The 16,986-nt window shown below is 73.7% G+C and carries 16 protein-coding genes; 4 read left to right on the forward strand and 12 right to left on the reverse strand.

Features of this window, described 5'->3' with window-relative positions:
• Positions 1-102: 102 nt before the first annotated feature.
• Complete coding sequence (locus DN069_RS36580; protein WP_243640266.1) at positions 103-1,068, forward strand: YhjD/YihY/BrkB family envelope integrity protein; 966 nt, start codon at positions 103-105, stop codon at positions 1,066-1,068.
• 48 nt (positions 1,069-1,116) lie between these two features.
• Here DN069_RS36580 and DN069_RS36585 read toward each other — a convergent pair whose 3' ends face one another.
• The 3 genes from DN069_RS36585 to DN069_RS36595 all read right to left on the reverse strand — a co-directional run bounded on the left by DN069_RS36585 (position 1,117) and on the right by DN069_RS36595 (position 3,906).
• A complete protein-coding gene (locus tag DN069_RS36585; RefSeq protein ID WP_111507565.1) occupies positions 1,117-1,935 on the reverse strand; it encodes a hypothetical protein in 819 nt (272 codons plus the stop codon).
• A 91-nt stretch (positions 1,936-2,026) separates the two neighbouring features.
• Entirely contained in the window at positions 2,027-2,593 is a 567-nt protein-coding gene (locus DN069_RS36590; protein ID WP_243640267.1) for a phosphatase PAP2 family protein, read from the reverse strand.
• A complete protein-coding gene (locus DN069_RS36595; protein WP_111507566.1) occupies positions 2,590-3,906 on the reverse strand; it encodes a diacylglycerol/lipid kinase family protein in 1,317 nt (438 codons plus the stop codon). The genes DN069_RS36590 and DN069_RS36595 overlap by 4 nt, the downstream gene beginning before the upstream one ends.
• Positions 3,907-4,076: 170 nt before the next feature.
• On the opposite strand from DN069_RS36595, the gene DN069_RS36600 reads away from it, so the two are divergent.
• Positions 4,077-5,048 (forward strand): zinc-binding dehydrogenase, encoded by a 972-nt coding sequence (locus tag DN069_RS36600; RefSeq protein ID WP_111507578.1) that lies wholly within the window; start codon positions 4,077-4,079, stop codon positions 5,046-5,048.
• Between the two features lie 12 nt (positions 5,049-5,060).
• On the opposite strand, the gene DN069_RS36605 is transcribed toward DN069_RS36600, so the two are convergent.
• On the reverse strand, positions 5,061-6,482 hold the full coding sequence (locus DN069_RS36605) for a DUF2252 domain-containing protein (RefSeq protein WP_111507567.1): 1,422 nt from the start codon (positions 6,480-6,482) through the stop codon (positions 5,061-5,063).
• The gene (locus DN069_RS36610; protein WP_111507568.1) at positions 6,482-7,759 is read right to left on the reverse strand and encodes a hypothetical protein; all 1,278 of its coding nucleotides are present in this window, start codon (positions 7,757-7,759) and stop codon (positions 6,482-6,484) included. Before DN069_RS36610 ends, DN069_RS36605 begins: the two co-directional genes overlap by 1 nt.
• A gap of 137 nt (positions 7,760-7,896) precedes the next feature.
• Between DN069_RS36610 and DN069_RS36615 the strand changes: the two genes are divergently transcribed.
• Entirely contained in the window at positions 7,897-8,580 is a 684-nt protein-coding gene (locus tag DN069_RS36615) for a ribonuclease H family protein (RefSeq protein ID WP_111507569.1), read from the forward strand.
• A gap of 205 nt (positions 8,581-8,785) precedes the next feature.
• On the opposite strand, the gene DN069_RS36620 is transcribed toward DN069_RS36615, so the two are convergent.
• The 5 genes from DN069_RS36620 to DN069_RS36640 form a co-directional block, all read right to left on the reverse strand.
• Positions 8,786-10,432: an amidohydrolase gene (locus DN069_RS36620; RefSeq protein ID WP_111507570.1), complete on the reverse strand. Its 1,647-nt coding sequence runs from the start codon at positions 10,430-10,432 to the stop codon at positions 8,786-8,788.
• Entirely contained in the window at positions 10,429-11,886 is a 1,458-nt protein-coding gene (locus tag DN069_RS36625) for an APC family permease (RefSeq protein WP_243640268.1), read from the reverse strand. Before DN069_RS36625 ends, DN069_RS36620 begins: the two co-directional genes overlap by 4 nt.
• 159 nt (positions 11,887-12,045) lie before the next feature.
• Positions 12,046-12,972: an Lrp/AsnC family transcriptional regulator gene (locus DN069_RS36630; RefSeq protein ID WP_111507572.1), complete on the reverse strand. Its 927-nt coding sequence runs from the start codon at positions 12,970-12,972 to the stop codon at positions 12,046-12,048.
• A 29-nt stretch (positions 12,973-13,001) separates the two neighbouring features.
• A complete protein-coding gene (locus DN069_RS36635; RefSeq protein ID WP_111507573.1) occupies positions 13,002-13,481 on the reverse strand; it encodes a MarR family winged helix-turn-helix transcriptional regulator in 480 nt (159 codons plus the stop codon).
• A gap of 89 nt (positions 13,482-13,570) precedes the next feature.
• Positions 13,571-14,359, reverse strand: a complete 789-nt coding sequence (locus DN069_RS36640; RefSeq protein ID WP_243640269.1) for an SDR family NAD(P)-dependent oxidoreductase — start codon at positions 14,357-14,359, stop codon at positions 13,571-13,573.
• A gap of 152 nt (positions 14,360-14,511) precedes the next feature.
• Between DN069_RS36640 and DN069_RS36645 the strand changes: the two genes are divergently transcribed.
• Positions 14,512-15,303: a GntR family transcriptional regulator gene (locus DN069_RS36645; protein ID WP_424556361.1), complete on the forward strand. Its 792-nt coding sequence runs from the start codon at positions 14,512-14,514 to the stop codon at positions 15,301-15,303.
• A gap of 209 nt (positions 15,304-15,512) precedes the next feature.
• On the opposite strand, the gene DN069_RS36650 is transcribed toward DN069_RS36645, so the two are convergent.
• Positions 15,513-16,154, reverse strand: a complete 642-nt coding sequence (locus tag DN069_RS36650) for a TetR/AcrR family transcriptional regulator (protein WP_111507574.1) — start codon at positions 16,152-16,154, stop codon at positions 15,513-15,515.
• 89 nt (positions 16,155-16,243) lie between these two features.
• Entirely contained in the window at positions 16,244-16,666 is a 423-nt protein-coding gene (locus DN069_RS36655; RefSeq protein ID WP_341538529.1) for a MarR family transcriptional regulator, read from the reverse strand.
• Positions 16,667-16,986 lie beyond the last annotated feature (320 nt).

The raw sequence follows: 16,986 nt of genomic DNA on the forward strand, positions 1-16,986 counted from the left end.
CGCCGCCGCCCTCCCGCCCGAACGGAGCAGCAGCGCGTGATCCCTCCGCCCGGGGGCGGACACGATGGCAGGGCCCGAGGTTCCGCAGTGGGGGGAGGGTCCGTGTCCGCTTCCGAGGCGCCGCGCGGCGTGCGGGCGCGCGTCGCGCGCGTCCGGGCGACGGCGCTGGGGCGGTTCGAGTCGCTGCAGGAGCGGTTCCCGGTGATCGGGGCGCTGCTGGTGCGCATGATGAACGTCGGCCTGATGGACGCGGCGACGCGGCTCGCCGCGCAGCTGTTCCTGACGACGGTCCCGCTGTTCTTCGCGCTCGGGGCGTTCGCCCCGGACAGCGTGCGCTCGCGGATGATGTCCTCGCTGCGCACGACGTTCGGGCTGAACGGCGCGAGCGGGCAACAGGTGCAGCAGGTGCTGCAGGCGAGCCGCGGCGCGCACAGCCTGCAGCAGACCGTCGGCGTGGTCGGCCTGCTGATGGCGCTGATCTCGGCGACCAGCTGCAGCCGCGTGCTCGCGCGGGTGTGCGCGGACGCGTGGGCGCTGGGGAAGGCGCCGAGCCGGCCCTCGGCGTGGCGGTGGCTGCTCTTGATCGTCTGCCTGGTCGGGTTCCTGCTGGTGCAGGGGCTGCTGCGGACCGGTTTCGGTGCGGGGCTCTGGCTCGGCGTGCCGCTGACCTTCCTCGCCGGGGTGCTGGTGTGGTGGTGGACTCAGCACCTGCTGCTGGTCCGCCGGGTGGCCTGGCTGCCGCTGCTGCCGGGGGCGGTGCTGTCCGCCGTGGCGATGAGCACGCTGTCGCTGACCGCGCGCCTGTACATGCCGAACGCGCTCAACCGCACGCTGCAGGACTACGGCTCGCTCGGGTTGGTGCTGACCGGGCTCTCCTGGCTGATCGTGCTCTCCGCGGCGATCACCTTCGGCATCACGCTCGGCGCGGTCCTGGCCCAGCATCCCCCGCTGCAACCGCTGCTGAACGCGCCTCGTGACACCGGCACCCCACCGGGCCCCGCCGCTCCCACGGCCGGCTCGGCGGACGCGCCGGACGCGGCCGCCCCGGACCCTGACGACCGGCCCTGAGGGGGCTCGGTGGAGGGCTCCGCCCCTGGCGGCCGAGGGGAGGGTCCGTCAGGCCCGGCCGCGCCGCCGCAGCGCGAACGCGACACCGCCGCCCACCACGGCGGCCGCACCCGCGATCCCCGCGATCAGCGGCAGCGGGGAGAAGGCAGCCGTCCTGGCCGAGGCGTGGCCGGACGCGGGAGACGCGCTCGGACGCGTCGCGGCGCCGGCGGCCACCGACACCTGCTGCGAGCCGAAGCTGGTGTGCGCGAACGAGCCCTGGACCACGTCCACGTAGGAGCCCACCGCCACGGCGTAGGCCGGGCCCGTCGGCGCGCCGGCGTCGACGCTGACCCGGACCGGGATCCTCACCGTGACCTCCTGCTGGTTCCCGGCGACGTCGAAGCGGGTGACGGCCGGTTCGGTCCGGCTGCCCGCCCAGGCCGGGAGAGCGGTCCAGGTCGAGCCGTCCAGGTACTGGACGTGGGCGTACCTGGCCAGAACATCCCGGCCTCCCCGGTCGTCGGCGAGGGCGAGGGTCCACTGGATCTCGTGCGGTGACCTGCTCAGGTCGCTGTTGGGTCCCGTCGCGGGGAGGGTCCCGGTCAGGGTGAAACGGCGCCAGCCGCTACCCGCGGTGATCCCCGGCGCCAGGCCCGACAGGTCCAACCTCAGGTCGGTGTGGTCGTCCTGGTCGCTGACGACACCGCCTGCGTCCACCAGTGCGGCGGGCAGCGGGATCGTGGTCTGCCACGGACTGCCGGGCGGCGTGAGCGCCTGTGGAGGTGTCACCGACAGGGCGGCTGACGCGGTCGGCGCCGCCACCAGCGCGATCGGGGAGAACGCGACGGCCGCGACGGCCGTCACCCAGGACCGGCGGAGCTTCATGGACACCCTTTCTGGGCGGAGGGGCTGGGTTCCCTGCCCCAGTCCCATGAGCTAGACCCCTGAGCGCCACGAACGGTTGCCCCGGCAGGACTCAGCGGTCCGTCAGCTTCCGGCCGAGCGCGAGGACCGCCGTCGCGCAGGTGCTGCCCAGCAGTGCGCCGGCGATGACGTCGCCGGGGTAGTGGACCCCGGTGTGGACGCGGGAGTAGCCCACCGCGCAGGCCAGCACGCCGAGGGGGGCCGCGGCCGCCGGCAGGATCGTCCCCACCGCCGTCGCCAGGGCGAAGGCTGACGCCGTGTGGCCGGACGGGAAGGACGCCGAGGTCGGCATGGGAACGTGGCGGTCGACGCGTACCTGCGCGGACTCGCGGTCCGGGCGGGGGCGGCGGACCAGGGACTTGCCGAGCAGGTTCGCGGTGAAGGACGCCAGCCCGACCGACGCCGCGCCCGCGAGCCCCGCGGCGCGGCAGCGGCCCGGGACGAGGGTCAGCGCCGCCGCGATCGAGAGGTTGATCTTCGAGTGGTTGGCCGCGCGGGAGAGCCGGCGCAGACCGGCGTCCAGTGCGGGGGTGTCCGTCGCCGCGACCGCCGCGTAGAGCGCGCCGTCGAGCGCGGCGAGGTCGTGCAGCACGCTGTCGTGCCGGACTCTGTCGTTCACGTGCGGTTCTCCATCGGCAGGAAGGCGAGGCGGGCGACGTCGCGCCAGTCGAGGCGGCGGGCGTGGGGCTGCTGGCTCGGGTCCGCGCCGGGGCGCCCGCGCGGGACGCGGACGCGCAGCGCACGGACGGCGAGGGAGCAGACCACTGGCGTGGCCAGGGTCAGCGCCTCGCCGTCGACGGCGACGGGGATCTCGGCGGCGTCCGCGTGGACGGTGACCTGACGCGCCGACAGCACGGTCAGCCCCTTGGCCCGGTCGCCGCGCAGCGCCAGCTCCGCGGCCTGCGCGGCGCCCTCGACGCGGATGCCGAGGACGCCCAGCACGCCCCGGTCCAGCCGGGGGCGGCGGCCGAGACTGACCGGATCCGGCGCGGCGTACGGGTTGTTGCTGACCAGCAACGCCTGGGGTCCGTCGAGGCGGTGCTCGCCCGCGTGCGCGGTCAGGTGCGCTCCGCCGGTGCCGAGCAGCAGCTCGGGCAGGGCGTCGAGGGCGGTGGCGGTCTTGGCGTCGCGGTACTGCGGGCTCTGCACGATCTGGGCGTAGGCGCCGAAGGAGACGGTGTTGACGAACGGCAGCTCACCCACCCGGCCCAGGTCGACGAGGAGTTCGACGCCGTCGCGGAGAGCGTCGAGGCAGGTGGCGGGGTCGGTGCGATCCAGGCCCAGGTCGAGGGCGAAGTGGTTGCGGGTGCCGGCGGAGATGACCAGGAACGGCAGGTCGTGTTCGGCGGCGACCGCCGCGACCAGCGCCTGGGTGCCGTCGCCGCCGGCCACGCCGAGCAGGTCGGCGCCCTCGGCGACGGCCCGGCGGGCGATCCCGGCGACGTCCTGCGGCACGGAGGTGTCCAGCAGCACCACCCGCGCGCCCAGCTCCTCGGCCCGGCGCACCAGCTGGAACTGTTCGACCTTGCCGCCGCCCGACTTCGGGTTCATGATCAGCACCGGCCGCCGCGGCGCGGGCATCTCGTGCGTCGGCATCGGCTTGGGCGGCCGGGCCGCGTGCAGCGCGGACCGGGCGAGGACCAGCCCCACGCCCCACAGCCCCAACGCGAGCAGCACGAGCAGCGCCACCTCCGAACTGACGGCCAGGACCAGCACGCCGGCCGGCGCGGCGACGGCGACCACCGCGCCGACGATGCGCGGGACGCCGTGGTGCGCGAGCGCCCACCAGCCGCCGACGGCCGTGACCACCAGGCCGATCAGCGCACAGAACACGACCAGCAGCCCGTGCAGCCCCGCGAACCCGACGGCGACGACGGACAGCACCGCGCACAGCAGCGCGGTCCGGGCCAGCAGCCGCGGCCGGTGGTCCATCCGCTCACCCTCCGTCCCGGCCCCGCCGCGGCGGGGCCCGCGCGCGCTCACCGGCTTCCGGTCACGGTAACCGGCCGGGCGGTTGACGGCGCGGCAGGCGCGGCCGTGCGGGCACAATGACGACCGTGGACGACACCAGCGAGGCGAGCGAGACGGCCGAGGGCACGACCATGCGGGCGGTGGTGCTGAGCGGCCCCGGGCCGGTGACGAACCTGGAGGTCAGGCGCCTGCCGCTACCGGTCCCGGAGCCGGGCTGGGTGCGGATCCGGGTGGAGGCGGCCGGCCTGAACCGCTCCGAGCTGCACACCAGGCTGGGCCTCGCCGAGGGCGTCAGCTTCCCGCGGGTGCCCGGCATCGAGGCCACGGGCACCGTGGACCTGGACCCGGACGGCGTGCTGACGCCGGGACAGCAGGTCGTCGCGATGATGGGCGGCATGGGCCGCACCTTCGACGGCGGCTACGCCGAGTACACCGTGGTGCCGCGCACCCAGGTCGTGCCGTTCCGCTCGGAGCTGGCCTGGCAGACGCTCGGCGCGGTCCCGGAGACCCTGCAGACCGCTTACGGCTCGCTCACCACCGGCCTCGACCTGCGGCCCGGCCAGACCCTGCTGATCCGCGGCGGCACCAAGGCGCTCGGCTTCGCCGCGACCGCGCTGGCCAAGGACCTCGGCGCGACCGTGCTCGCCACCACCCGCAGCGCGGACCGCCTCGCCGCGCTCGAGGACCACGGCGTCGACCACCCCCTGGTCGACGACGGCGACGTCGCCGCCCAGGTCCGCGCCCTGCTCCCGGACGGCGTCGACGCGGCGTTGGAGCTCGTCGGCACGCCCACCCTCCCCGACACTTTGCGCGCGACCCGGGTCCACGGCACCGTCTGCTTCACCGGCATGCTGTCCAACGAGTGGACCGTCCCCGACTTCTACCCGATCGGCTACCTCCCGACGGGCGTCCGCCTCACCGCCTACGGCGGCGACGCCACGGACCTCCCGGCCGACGTGCTGCAGCGCTTCCTCGACCGGATGGCCACGGGCGCGCTCTCACTCGGCCCCGTCCACGCCTATCCGCTCGACCGCGTCCGCGACGCCCATAACGATCTGGAGGAGGGGCGCCGCGTCGGCAAACTGGTGCTGCTCATGCGGTAGCGCCTGCCGGGATCACACGTCGCTCACGGCCTCGACGCGGCCTTGGGCGATCGCGGCCAGCAGCGCCTTGTGGTCGCGGTGCGTCTGGTCGCCGTAGCCGACGGCCCAGGAGGCGATCGCGCGGTCGAAGGCGTCGCTGCGGCCGAGGTAGTCCGCGATCTCCGCGCGGGGGCCGGAGCGGGCGTGGGCGCGGGCCAGCGTACGGCCGCAGACCTCGGCGTAGCGCAGCAGCATCTTGGCGTCGAGCTTCTCGACCTCGACCGCGCCCTTCATGTCGCGCAGCTGGCGCCAGTAGAAGAAGCGGCCGGCGGGGCCGGTGGCCCAGCCGAGGAAGATGTCGCTGGCGGCCTGGAGCAGCCGCTGGCCGGCGACGACGCGCTGGCCCTGGTGGCGGTGCCGGCTGGGGGCCAGGTGGGCGGCGAGGACCGACTGCTCGGCCTCCTTGATCTGCAGCATCAGCGGGTCGCCGACGGTGGTGCCGGCCAGCAGCGCGACGAAGCAGCGGGTGCCGACGCTGCCGACGCCGACAACCTTCAGCGCCGCGTCGACCAGCTTGAAGCGTTCCAGCAGCACCCGGCGGTCCTCCTGCATGCTGCGCAGGAAGTCCTCGAAGGTCTCCTGCACCAGGCCCAGGTCGCGCATGCCGATCGCCTGCACCAGGGGCGGATCGTGCTTGATCCGCGGCTCGCCGTCGGGGCCGGGCTCGGTGAGCTTCTCCAGCGCCTGCAGGCTGGTGCGGCGGCGGGCCTTGCTGAGCTCCTGCTCGGCCTCGGCACGGTTGCGCTTGCGGACGTCGGCGAGCAGATCTGCGGTGTCGACCCGCTCGTACCAGACGTCCAGCTCGGTCCTGGCGGCCAGCTCGCGCATGTGCTCGCGGTAGCCGCGGGCCGAGGCCTGGGCGGCGTCGCGGGCCGAGTGCTCGGGGTGGCCGTTCTGCCGGGACGCGACGGCGACGGACGCGGCCAGGCGCTTGACGTCCCACTCGAACGGGCCGGGCAGGGTCTCGTCGAAGTCGTTGAGGTCGAAGAGCAGCGTGCGCTCCGGCGAGGCGTAGAAGCCGAAGTTCACCAGGTGCGCGTCGCCGCACAGCTGCACCATCAGCCCAGTGTTCGGCGTGGAGGCGAGGTCCGCCGCCATGATCGCGGGCGCGCCCCGCAGGAAGGCGAACTCGGACGCCGCCATCCGCCCGTAGCGGATCGGCACCAGCTCGGGCACCCGGGTCAGCGCCTGGGCCTCCAGGATCGCGATCGGGTCCGGGCGGTTCCGGGGCGCCTCCCAGGGCCCCTGCGAGGAGCGCGGCACGTCCCTGCGCACCGCCCGCCCGTGCGCCTCCTCGGCCTTGAGCGCCGTCGACGGTTTCACCCCCTCGGCCGCCGCCGTCGGCTTCGCCGACTTCTTCGCCGACTTCTTCGCAGGCTTCGTCGCGGCACTCATCACGAACCCTCCACATCCTCGGCACCTGAGGACGCCGACGGGGACGGCGCCCCCTCATCCAGGAAACGCACCACTGCGAGCGCGCACAACACGATCACCACGAGCCAGAAGACCACCAAGCCGGTCGGGTAACTCCACAGTGCCAGTGTGAGCGCCCCGGCCGCGAGCACCGCCGCCATGATCCACTTGCGGTAGCGGTGCACGAAGGGTCCGACCGGGCCGAGCCGCAGTCCCACGTTCTCCAGTGCCCCGCGCGTCGCGTCGATCCCGGCGGTGAACACCCCGCGGATACGTGCCGCCTTCGCCCCGTGGCCGGTGAGCCAGAAGCCGAGGCCCACCGCGACCCCCAGCACCACGACCGACCGGACGGCGGTGCGCAGGAACAGCACCAGCTGGTCGTAGATCGCCTTGGCCGCGTCCTGGTTCACGTCGGCGGGCAGCTTGTCGAGGTAGATCACACGGAAGATGCTCAGCCCGATGCCGAGCACGAGCGCCCCCGCCGCGATCCCGAACGCCGCCGCGACCGCCGCGCGCCGCCACCGCCGGGCCAGCCAGACACCGGCGACCGCGAGCACCACGCCGATCACCGGCAGCCAGTTGCCGATGACCTGCAGCAGCCGGAACCCGGTCTTGGCCTTGCCGATGTTCTGGGCGTTCACCACGGTGAAGTTGGTGTGGATCTCGGGGATCTTGCCCGCGATCGTCATGCCGTTGCTGACCAGGCGCTGCTTGACCTGGTCGATCACCGGGGCCAGGTCGATCACCACGGAGTTCTGCGTCAGCTGCACCGCGCCGCCGCCCTGGCCGGTCAGGGCCTTCACCATGTTCTGGTGGATCCGGCGGTTGGCGTCGGCCCAGAAGGACTGGAACCAGGAGCTGGAGACGACGGACTGGGTCTGCTTCTGGACGAAGCTGGTGATCGCGCTGTCGATCGGCCCGCTGAGCTTGCCGAGCGCCGCGTCGAGCCTCGGCCGGTCGGTGGGAGCGACCTGCTGGAGCAGGCTGTTCACGTCGATGTGCGCGGAGACCGCCTGCGAGGTGCGGGTCGCGATCGCGTTCTGCACGTCGGGGTTGGCCGGCAGCGGAGCGACCATCGCGACGTAGCGGTTGGTGTCGCCGATGATGCTCGACGCCCAGGACGCGACGATCGACAGTGGCGCGAGGATGCAGGCAAGCGTGATCAGCACGGCCGAGAGCGCGGACTTCCAGCGCTGCTTCGGCGCCTGCAGCTCGGCGACCTGCGCTCGAAGACGCCCGAGCTCCGCCTCGTCCGACATGCCTGCCCCTTCCGGCCGACTCTTCGCCCGGCGCGTGGAAGCGTCGGCCCACTCAGTCAACGGCAGCGGATCACCAGCCGCGATCCGGAGCCGCCCGTTCGGGCGGACGCGCTCCGCGGACCTGGGAGAATCAAGCCATGGTCGACCGCATCATCGCCGCCTGTGACGGCGCCGCCAAAGGCAACCCCGGCCCCGCCGGCTGGGCCTACGTCATCGCCGACTCCTCCGCCGCGCCGCAGCGCTGGCGCGCCGGGGCGCTCGGCCACAGCACCAACAACGTGGGAGAACTGACCGCGCTGGAGCAACTGCTGGAGGCGACGGACCCCGCCGCGCCGCTGGAGGTACGGCTCGACTCCACGTACACGCGCGACGCGGTCACCAAGTGGCTGGGCAACTGGAAGCGCAACGGCTGGCGCACCGCCGGCGGCAAGGCTGTCGCCAACCAGGAGCTGATCCAGCACATCGACGCGCTGCTGACGGGCCGCGACGTCACCTTCGTCTACGTCGCCGCCCACCAGGTCGACGGCGACCCGCTGAACGCGATCGCCGACAAGGCGGCGAGCGACGCCGCCCGCCTCCAGCGGGACGCCTCCGGCACGGCAGCGGACCTCCCCGTCCCGGACCCGGTCACCCCCGCGGGCCGCACGAAGGCCTCCAAGCCCGCCCGCGCGAAGACCGCGACCGGCGGTGACACCACGGCCCGCACCCTCGCCGCCCGCTACCCGGGCACCTGCCCGTGCTCCCGCCCGTACGCCAAGGGCGACAAGATCACCAAGGTCGGCAGCAGCTGGGGTCACCCGGAGTGCGCGACGGCGTTCTAGTGGCACGATCCAGGGGCGCGAGGAACGGCGCGAGAAACCACTGACATGCGGATGGCCCTCCACATTTGGGGCACTACCCGCGTGGGTGGCCTGTCGGGCAGAGCCCCGTGCCCCTGGGGTGGCGCAGCTGCCTGCGATAGCATCCGTGACCGGCGCGCCCGCGCGGCGCGCATCGGTAGAGCCTCGCGCCCCTGGGACAGTGCGGCTACAGCCGGATGACCGTCTGACCTCCCACCGTGGAGAGTTCGACGACCGTGTCGAGGATCTCGCGCGGGTCCGCGACGGCGAAGAGGTCGCGGGAGAGGAGCACCAGGTCGGCCTGCTTGCCGACGGTGATGGAGCCGAGGCGGTCGTCGAGGAAGTTGGCCCAGGCGCTGCCCATGGTGTACCCGTGGATGGCCGTCGCCAGGTCGACCGTCTCGTCCGGCATCCACGCGGGCCCGCCGCCAGGCGCCTTGCGGGTGACCGCGGTGTAGAGGCCGACCATGGGGTCCATCTCGGCGACGTTCCAGTCGCTGGAGAAGGCGAGCCGCGCGCCGGAGGCGTGGAGCGTGCGCAGGGGCCAGGCCTTGGTCCAGCGTTCCTCGCCGACGGCCTCCGCCCAGTCCTGGCCGGGGCCGGCGATGTCGGGGGCGCAGTGGCGCGGCTGCATGCAGGCGACGACGTCGAGCTGCGCGAAGCGGTCGACGTCCGCCGGGTCCAGGCACTCGACGTGGACGACCTGGTGGCGGGCGTCGCGCGGGCCGTTGACGGCGCGGGCGTGTTCGAAGGCGTCCAGGACCGTGCGGATGCCGCGGTCGCCGGTCGCGTGGACGAACAGCTGGAAGCCGGCGGCGTCGAGCGAGGCGACGGTGGTGGCGAACTCCGCCGGCGGGTAGAAGGTCTCGCCGCGGTGGTGGGCGTGGCCCGCGTACGGCTCCAGCAAGGCCGCGGTGTGCGGCTCGACCACGTCGTCGATGTAGAGCTTGAGCGGGCCGACGCGCATCCGGTCGCCGTCGTAGCGGGTGGCGGTCTCGGCGAACTCGGCGAGTTCGGCCTCGGTCGTGCCGCGCGGGTGGAAGAGCGCGGCGACCAGGCGGGAGCGCAGCCGGCCCTCGGCTGCCGCGCGGTCGAACAACTCCAGGTCGTCCAGGGAGTTCTGCGGCTCGACCACCGTCGTGATGCCGTAGCGGGCCGCCATGTCGAGGCTGACGCCCAGGCGTTGGTACTGGCGGTCGGGGTGCGCCCACGGGACGCCCGCCGCGCGCAGCGCGCGGTGGCCGTCGCGGGAGAGGCCGCGGACGGCGAAGTCGGTGAGGAATCCGGTCGGTTGGCCCGTCTCCGGGTCCTTCTGGACGGTGCCGTAGGGGGTCTGCCGGGTCGACGCGTCGATTCCGAGCAGGCGCAGCGCGGCGGTGTTGAGCCAGGCGGTGTGCACGTCGTAGCTGAGCACCAGGGCCGGGCGGTCGCCGGTGAAGGCGTCCAGGTCGGCGGCGGTGGGCATGCGGCCGTCGGGGATCGCGGAGTAGTCGAAGGCCTCGGCCTCGACCCACGCGGCGTCGGGGTGTCGCTCCAGCCACGCGCCGATCCGCGCGCCGATCTCCTCCAGCGTCCGGGCGCCCGCGAGTTGGACGCAGGCGGCGTCGGAGCCGAGGCGGACGTGGTTGTGGGCGTCGATGAAGCCGGGCAGCAGCAGCCGGCCGCGGGCGTCGACGACCTCGGTGTCGGGGCCGAGCCATGCGGTCCAGCCGTCGTCCGCGCCGACCCAGGCGATCTCCCCGTCGCGGACGGCGACGGCCTGCGCGCGCGGGAGGTCGGGGTCGACGGTGTGGACGTGGGCGTTGTGGATGATCAGATCGGCGGGGCGGTTCACAGGATCTCCGAGCGTGCGGTGCTGGTGCTGGTGCTGCTGCCGGCGGTGACGGTCTCTGCGCCGGTCCCGGCCGGGCGCTCGTCGGCCGGGAGGCTGAGCTGCCAGTGGGTGGCGGCACGCGGGCGCAGGTAGCAGAGCCAGTACAGCGCGCCCGCGGCCAGCACGATGCCGGTGATGATCAGGTCGTGCGCTGTCTGCTGCGTCAGCACGTAGGCCAGCGAGGCGACGGTGACCAGCGGCGCCAGCGGCCACAGCGGCATCCGCCAGGCCCGGGTGGCCCGGTGACGGCGCGTCCGCGCGGTGAACGCGGCGACGCCCAGCAGCAGGTAGATGACGGCGACGACGACACCGGTGAAGCCCAGCAGCGCGTTGATGTTGACGGCGAGGGCCAGCACCACCCCGGGCAGGCCGATGCCGAGGGTGGCCACCCAGGGCGAGCCCCAGCGCGGGTGGATCCGCCCGAGCGCCCGGTTGACCGGGTCGGGCCAGGTCCGGTCGCGGGCGGAGGCGAAGAGCACACGGCCGTTCTGCAGCACCATGACGATGACGGCGTTGAGGATCGCGGCGGCGATGCAGAGGCTGACGAAGGTGCCGACGCCGGTGCCGGCCCAGGAGTCGACGATCGCGACCAGGTCGCCGGCGGCCAGCTGGTCGGGCGAACTCACGCCGAGGCAGATCGCGGTCACCGGCACGGTGATGACGACGACGCCCGCCAGCAGCGACCACAGCACGGTGCGGGCGACGGAGCGACGCGGGTCGATCAGGTCCTCGGAGAGGTAGATCGCGGTGCCGAAGCCGTTGTAGGTGAACAGCGCGACGGCGAGGCCGGAGACCAGCAGCGCCACGGTCAGCGGTGAGGTGTGACCGTGGCCGTCGGGGACGCCCGCGTGCAGCAGCGAGGAGAGCGGCTGCTTGGCGTGGGCGAAGCCGAGGACGCTGACCAGCCCGGCCGCGAGCACCTCGATGCCGAGGAAGATGCCGGTGATCAGCGCGTTCGACTTGATGTCGAGGACGCCGACGCAGACCGCGATCAGCATGACCGCCGCTCCGGCGTAGCGGGCGTCGACGTGGACGATCGAGCCGATGTAGTCGGCGGTGCCGAGCGCGATGATCGGCGGGATGACGACGAGCGAGACGATCGAGATGACGAAGACCAGCCAGCCGGTCATCCGGCCCAGCAGCTGACCGACGATCGAGTACTCGCCGCCCGCGCTCGGCACCAGCGTGCCAAGCTCCGCGTAGCACAGGCCCACGCCGAGGGAGAGCACGGCGGCGATCACCAGCGCCTGGACGGTGCCGCTGCCGAGCGTCATCAGCAGCGGCGGTACGACGATGAACAGCGACGAGGCGGGGGTGACGCAGGAGAGGGTCAGCATGACCGCGCCGAGGACGCCGAGGGATCTCGGCAGCTCGGCGGTCTCGGTCGGGACCGGGGTGGGGGTGGGGGACGACATCCGTATCGGGCTCTCTGCTGGACGCGGACGGGGTGGTCCGGCCATTAGAGGGCAGGCGAAAAGACGGCGTCAAGGCTGTTCAGAGATGGAATTGCAGGCAGATTTGCCCAGCTCGGGCGATTCATTCGCCGGGACCTGCCAGGCAGGATGAATCGCCCGTCAGACCGGCGAAATGTGGGCGTAGTCCTCTTTCACGATCTCCAGGTGCACCCAGCTCTCCGAGCGGACCACCCCGGGCAGCGTGCGCAGCCGGTCGAGGGTCGCCAGCAGCCGCGCCCGGTCCGGCGCGTCCACGCCGCAGACCAGATCGAAGCGCCCGTGGCCGGTCATCACGAAGTTCACGCCCTCGATCGCGCCCGCGGCCGCGGCGACCGGCCCCGCCGCGCCGTCCACCCCGATGCCGATCCCCGCCGCCTCGCGCACCCCCTGCGCGGCCGAGGCCACCAGGCCTGTGACGTGCACAGCGCCCGACTCGATCAGCCGCAGCACGCGGGACCGGGTGGCCGCCTGGGAGAGCCCGACGCGCTCGGCCAGCTCGGTGTAGCTCATCCGCCCGTCGCGCTGCAGCAGCGCGAGCAGTGCCCGGTCGCGCTCGTCTGGTTCCACCCGCGCCGCGTCGGCGCGGGGCGGCGACCCGGTCAGGGCGGTCGACGAGGTCGACGAGTAGGCCTCCTTGACCAGCTCCACACAGCGGACCACCTCGATCCCGCGCACCTGCGGCACCGCGCGGATCGCCGCGAGTTCCACGTCGAGCGCGGCGGCGTCGCGGGCGCGCACGTCCGCGACGAGCTGACGTCGCCCGGCCGCGCGGGACAGGAACATCACGCCGTCCCGACGCGCCAGCGCCTTCGCGGCGGCGGCGCTGTCGCCGGCCACCTCCACCGAGACGTGCGCGAGCGCGCCGAGCCCGACGACCTCGGGCGCGACGATGCCGACCACCCGCACCTCGCGCCGGTCCAGCAACCGCGTCACGCGGGCGCGGGCGGCCTCCCGGGAGATCCCGACCTCGTTCGCCAACTCCTGGAAGCTGGCCCGTCCGTCCCGCTGCAGGGCCGCGACGAGCGCGGCGTCGGTGGCGTCGAGCATGCGCCCTCTCCGGGAAGTCGGTCGACACGTCAGGGACGCGGCCAGGGGCGGCCGTCGATGTGCTCGATCGAGGCGTTGAAGCGCTTGAGGTAGTCGGCGAACGTCGCGATGTCCTCGGGCTGCCAGCCGCCCAGCACCTTGTCCAACCCGGCCACGATCTCCGCGCGCGCCTCCTCCAGGCGGCGCGCGCCCTCCTCGGTGATCCGGAACTTGCGGGCCATCCCGCCGTCCGCGTCCGGGATCCGCTCGGCGAGGCGCGCGCCGACCAGCGCGGCGGTCTGCCGGTTCAGCGTGGAGGCGTTCAGCCCGAAGGCCTCACTGAGCTGGCCGATGGACATCGGGCCCTGCCCCTGGAGCCGGCTGAGCAGGATGTACGCGCTGCGCTCCAGGTTGCCGCTGGTGCGTTTGCCGGCGGCGCCCATGTGCACGTGCCGGCCGAGCACCATCATCTCGTACTCGATCAGCTCCGTGGGCCTGTCCGGCGTCTCCGGCGTCTCCGGCTTCTCCATCGCGCCCGTCTCCGATTCCTCGTCCCTGCAGGTCAGTATGCCAGCGGGGCAGACGGGGCAACGGGCCGGAATCTCAACGCGCCAAAACCTCAGCGAGCCAGATAGCCGCCGTCGACGGGGAGCACGACACCGGTCACGAAGGACGCCGCGTCCGAGGCGAGGAACGCGATGGCCCGCGCCACCTCCTCCGGCGTGCCGAGGCGACCCAAAGGGTGATCCTGCGCCATCTGCTCCAGGTACTCCGGACCGCCCGGCTCGTCCTGGAGCGCTCGCACCCGCTCGGTGGTGATGGTGCCCGGCGCCACCGCGTTGACGCGGATGCCCCGGCCCGCCCATTCGACGGCCAGGTGCTTGGTCAGGCCCGAGGCGACGAACTTGGCCGGTCCGTACGCGGCCTGCCGCGCCTGGCCTGCCAGGCCGGAGATGGACGACACGCAGACGATCGCCCCGCCCGGCCGCTCACCCTGCGCCAGCATGGCTTCGATCGCGTACTTGCAGGTCAGGAACATGCCGCGGCCGTCGACCGCCATCACCCGGTCCCAGTCCTCCGGGGTGGTCTCCAGCACGTCCGACAGCGGCAGGATGCCGGCGTTGGCCACCACGACGTCCAGTCGGTCGAAGGCCCGGACACCGGCGGCCACCATGTGCCGCACGTCCGCCGGGACGGCCACGTCCCCGACCACGGGCAGCAGCCGCCCGGGCGCGGACTCGGCGGCGAGCCGGTCGCCGAGCCGTTCCAGGCCGGGCCCGTCCAGATCCGAGCCGACGACCCGGGCGCCCATCCGCACGAACAGCTCCGCCGTCGCCCGCCCGATCCCGCTGGCCGCGCCCGTCACCAGGCACGACCGGCCCGCCAGGTCCACCAGAGGCTCCGTCACCGCACCACTCCCGTCCACCGATTCCGCGTCCGCCGTCGGTACCAACGACCCGGGAGCGGAAGTGGTGCGGGTGAGACCACGCCGTGTCCGGCCAGGTCCTCGGCTCGGCTAGGCTCGCGGCCGTGAGCAGCCTGCCCGTGGAACCGCCGACCGTGAACGACGCCGCGACGCCGGAGCCGCCCGCGCCGGCCGGGTCGCCGGCGACGTTGGCGGCGGCGCGCGCCGGGGTGCCCGAGCGCGGGGAGCTGCCGAAGTACTTCCAGGTGAAGCAGAAGATCGACGCGGTGCTGGACGAGCTGGGCCAGGGCACGCCGCTGCCGACCGAGCGGGAGTTCGCCGAGCGGTTCGGGGTCTCCCGGATGACGGTCCGGCAGGCGATCAGGGAGCTGCGGCTGGAGGGCCGGGTGCAGCGCAGCGGGCGCTCGACGGTGGCGGCCGGGCCCAAGCTGGTGCAGCCGCTGATCCTGGCCAGCTACACCGAGGGCCTGCGCCGCCAGGGGCGGCGGCCCGGCCGTGAACTGGTGGTTTTCGAACAGCTCGCCGCGGACGAGGCGCTCGCGGCCGGGCTGCGGGTCGAGCCGGGCGCGCCGGTCTTCCATCTGGAACGGCTGCTCTTCGCGGACGACGAGCGCGTCGGCCTGGAGAGCACCTACCTCTCGGCGGCGCGGTTCCCGGCCCTGGCCACCGACTTCGACCCGCGCACCTCCCTCTACGCCTACCTGCGCGGCCTCGGCGTCGTCCTGGCGGACGCGGACGAGCGGATCGAGACCGTCCTCGCCTCCCCGCGCGAGGTCCAACTCGTCGGCACCAGCCCCGCCCTGCCGATGCTGCTGCTCAACCGCGTCACCCGCGACCGTGACGGCCTCCCCGTCGAACACGTCCGCTCCCTCTACCGCGGCGACCGCTTCAGCTTCACCGCCCACCTGACGGCAGAGGAGAGCTGAAACCCGGTGGCCCCAAGGCCGTGACCAGGCCACAGCGACCCGGTGACGACTTCCGATCCGGACTTCCTCCCCGGCCTGGCCCTGTCCCGCGTCCTCTAGGAGGAGGCGGTGCGCCCGCTCCTGGCGGAGACGCTGCCGGGGCTGCTGCTCCTCCTCGGTGTGCCGGGGCTCGGACGGACCGTCATGGGAGCTTCCTGACAGGCGGACCGTCAGGCCGCCCCGGACCCGCCCGGCGCGCGCCAGAGCGAGGCGACGATCCCCCGGACCATGGCGCGGAAGAGCGCGTCGAGGTCGGGCGCCGCGGCGAAGGAGCCGGCGAGCTCCGGGTCCTGCTCGGCGGTCTCGGTGGTCCACAGGTCCGGCTCGCCCGGGTGCTGCTCCGGGGCCCGCTCGCGGTTGCGTTCGACCAGGACGAAGCCGACGACCTGGAACTGCAGCGCCCGCACCGCCTCGGCGGCCGCGGCGCCGCGCAGGCCCGCGGCGTGGGCCTCGTGGACGAGGGCCCGCTGGGCGGGCAGCATCATCAGCTCGGTCAGGCCGCGCTCGTGGACGAGCGCGATCAGGTGCGGACGGGCCCGGAGCTTGCGCCGCAGCGCGAGCGCGACGGACTCGGCCCGCTCGGCGGGCGTGCCGCCCTCGGCGCGGATCTCGCCCAGCTCCCTGACGGTGCGGGCCACCAGCTCGTCCAGCAGCGCCTCACGGTTGCCGACGTGCCAGTAGATCGCGGTGACGGCGCAGCCCAGCTCGGCGGCGAGCCGACGCATCGTCAGCGCGCCCGGCCCGTGGGCGCGGACGAGCTCGGCCGCGGCGTCCAGCACCGCGTTCCGGCTGAGTGCGTCCTTCACGACCATGCCACTGCCGCCCTTCCGTTCCGCTTCGGAGTCGACGGAGTGTCAATTGTGCCCTTTCGGAGCGCAGATGACTCCGGCGGGGCGGCCGGTCAGGATTCCTCGTCGAGCGCCAGCGTGGACGTGCGGCCCGCCTCGGCGACGCGGGCCAGGAAGTCGGCGATGACGCCGAGCTGTTCCTCGTCGTAGCGCGAACAGATCTCCTGCACCGCGCCGTTCATGCCCGCGAACTGCGCCAGCACCTCCTTGCCGCGCTCCGGCACCGCGCGGATCCGCACCGCGCGCCGGTCCTCGGCGTCGCGCTCGCGGACGATCCAGCCGGCGCGTTCCAGCCGGTCCAGCACGCCGGTGAGGGTCGCGGGATGCAGGCCCGCCGACTTGGCGAGCGGTCCGGCGCCGAGCGGGCCGAGGCGGCTGATCAGGTCCAGGCAGTCCATGTCCGCGTCGCGCAGCCCTACGCGGCCTCTTCCCCCTGCCCCACCTGCCTCATCTCCCCCCCCCACCGCCCTACCCACGGCCCCGCCCGTCCCCTCCTCCGCCCCCGCTCCGCCCCCCCCCCCCTCCCCCCACCCCCCGCCGCGCCCCTCCTCTCACGTCTTGCCCCGCCCCCGCCGTTCCCTGCCCCCACGCCCCGCCCTACCCCCTGCGCCCCCACCGCCCCGCCGCCCCCCCGNNCCCGGCGCGTGCCGTCGCCGCCACCGTCACTGGATACTTTGGAACTCATATGTTACGGTCTCCATAGAGTACGGCTTACAAAGGAATCTTACCCGCACCACGCACCGGCAGGGGTAGTCCCATGAAGCTCACCATCGTGGCCGCCACCGGCGGCATCGGC

Origin of the sequence: Streptacidiphilus pinicola (assembly GCF_003258295.1) — a bacterium.
GTDB classification, from domain to species: Bacteria; Actinomycetota; Actinomycetes; order Streptomycetales; family Streptomycetaceae; genus Streptacidiphilus; species Streptacidiphilus pinicola.

What these genes read in the sequence shown, in the direction of transcription:
- DN069_RS36585 (WP_111507565.1), bottom strand. Translation starts at nt 1,935, where the DNA reads ATGAAGCTCCGCCGGTCCTGGGTGACGGCCGTCGCGGCCGTCGCGTTC.
- DN069_RS36610 (WP_111507568.1), bottom strand. Translation starts at nt 7,759, where the DNA reads ATGTCGGACGAGGCGGAGCTCGGGCGTCTTCGAGCGCAGGTCGCCGAG.
- DN069_RS36650 (WP_111507574.1), bottom strand. Translation starts at nt 16,154, where the DNA reads ATGGTCGTGAAGGACGCACTCAGCCGGAACGCGGTGCTGGACGCCGCG.
- DN069_RS36630 (WP_111507572.1), bottom strand. Translation starts at nt 12,972, where the DNA reads ATGCTCGACGCCACCGACGCCGCGCTCGTCGCGGCCCTGCAGCGGGAC.
- DN069_RS36605 (WP_111507567.1), bottom strand. Translation starts at nt 6,482, where the DNA reads ATGAGTGCCGCGACGAAGCCTGCGAAGAAGTCGGCGAAGAAGTCGGCG.
- DN069_RS36625 (WP_243640268.1), bottom strand. Translation starts at nt 11,886, where the DNA reads ATGTCGTCCCCCACCCCCACCCCGGTCCCGACCGAGACCGCCGAGCTG.
- DN069_RS36615 (WP_111507569.1), top strand. Translation starts at nt 7,897, where the DNA reads ATGGTCGACCGCATCATCGCCGCCTGTGACGGCGCCGCCAAAGGCAAC.
- DN069_RS36595 (WP_111507566.1), bottom strand. Translation starts at nt 3,906, where the DNA reads ATGGACCACCGGCCGCGGCTGCTGGCCCGGACCGCGCTGCTGTGCGCG.
- DN069_RS36635 (WP_111507573.1), bottom strand. Translation starts at nt 13,481, where the DNA reads ATGGAGAAGCCGGAGACGCCGGAGACGCCGGACAGGCCCACGGAGCTG.
- DN069_RS36600 (WP_111507578.1), top strand. Translation starts at nt 4,077, where the DNA reads ATGCGGGCGGTGGTGCTGAGCGGCCCCGGGCCGGTGACGAACCTGGAG.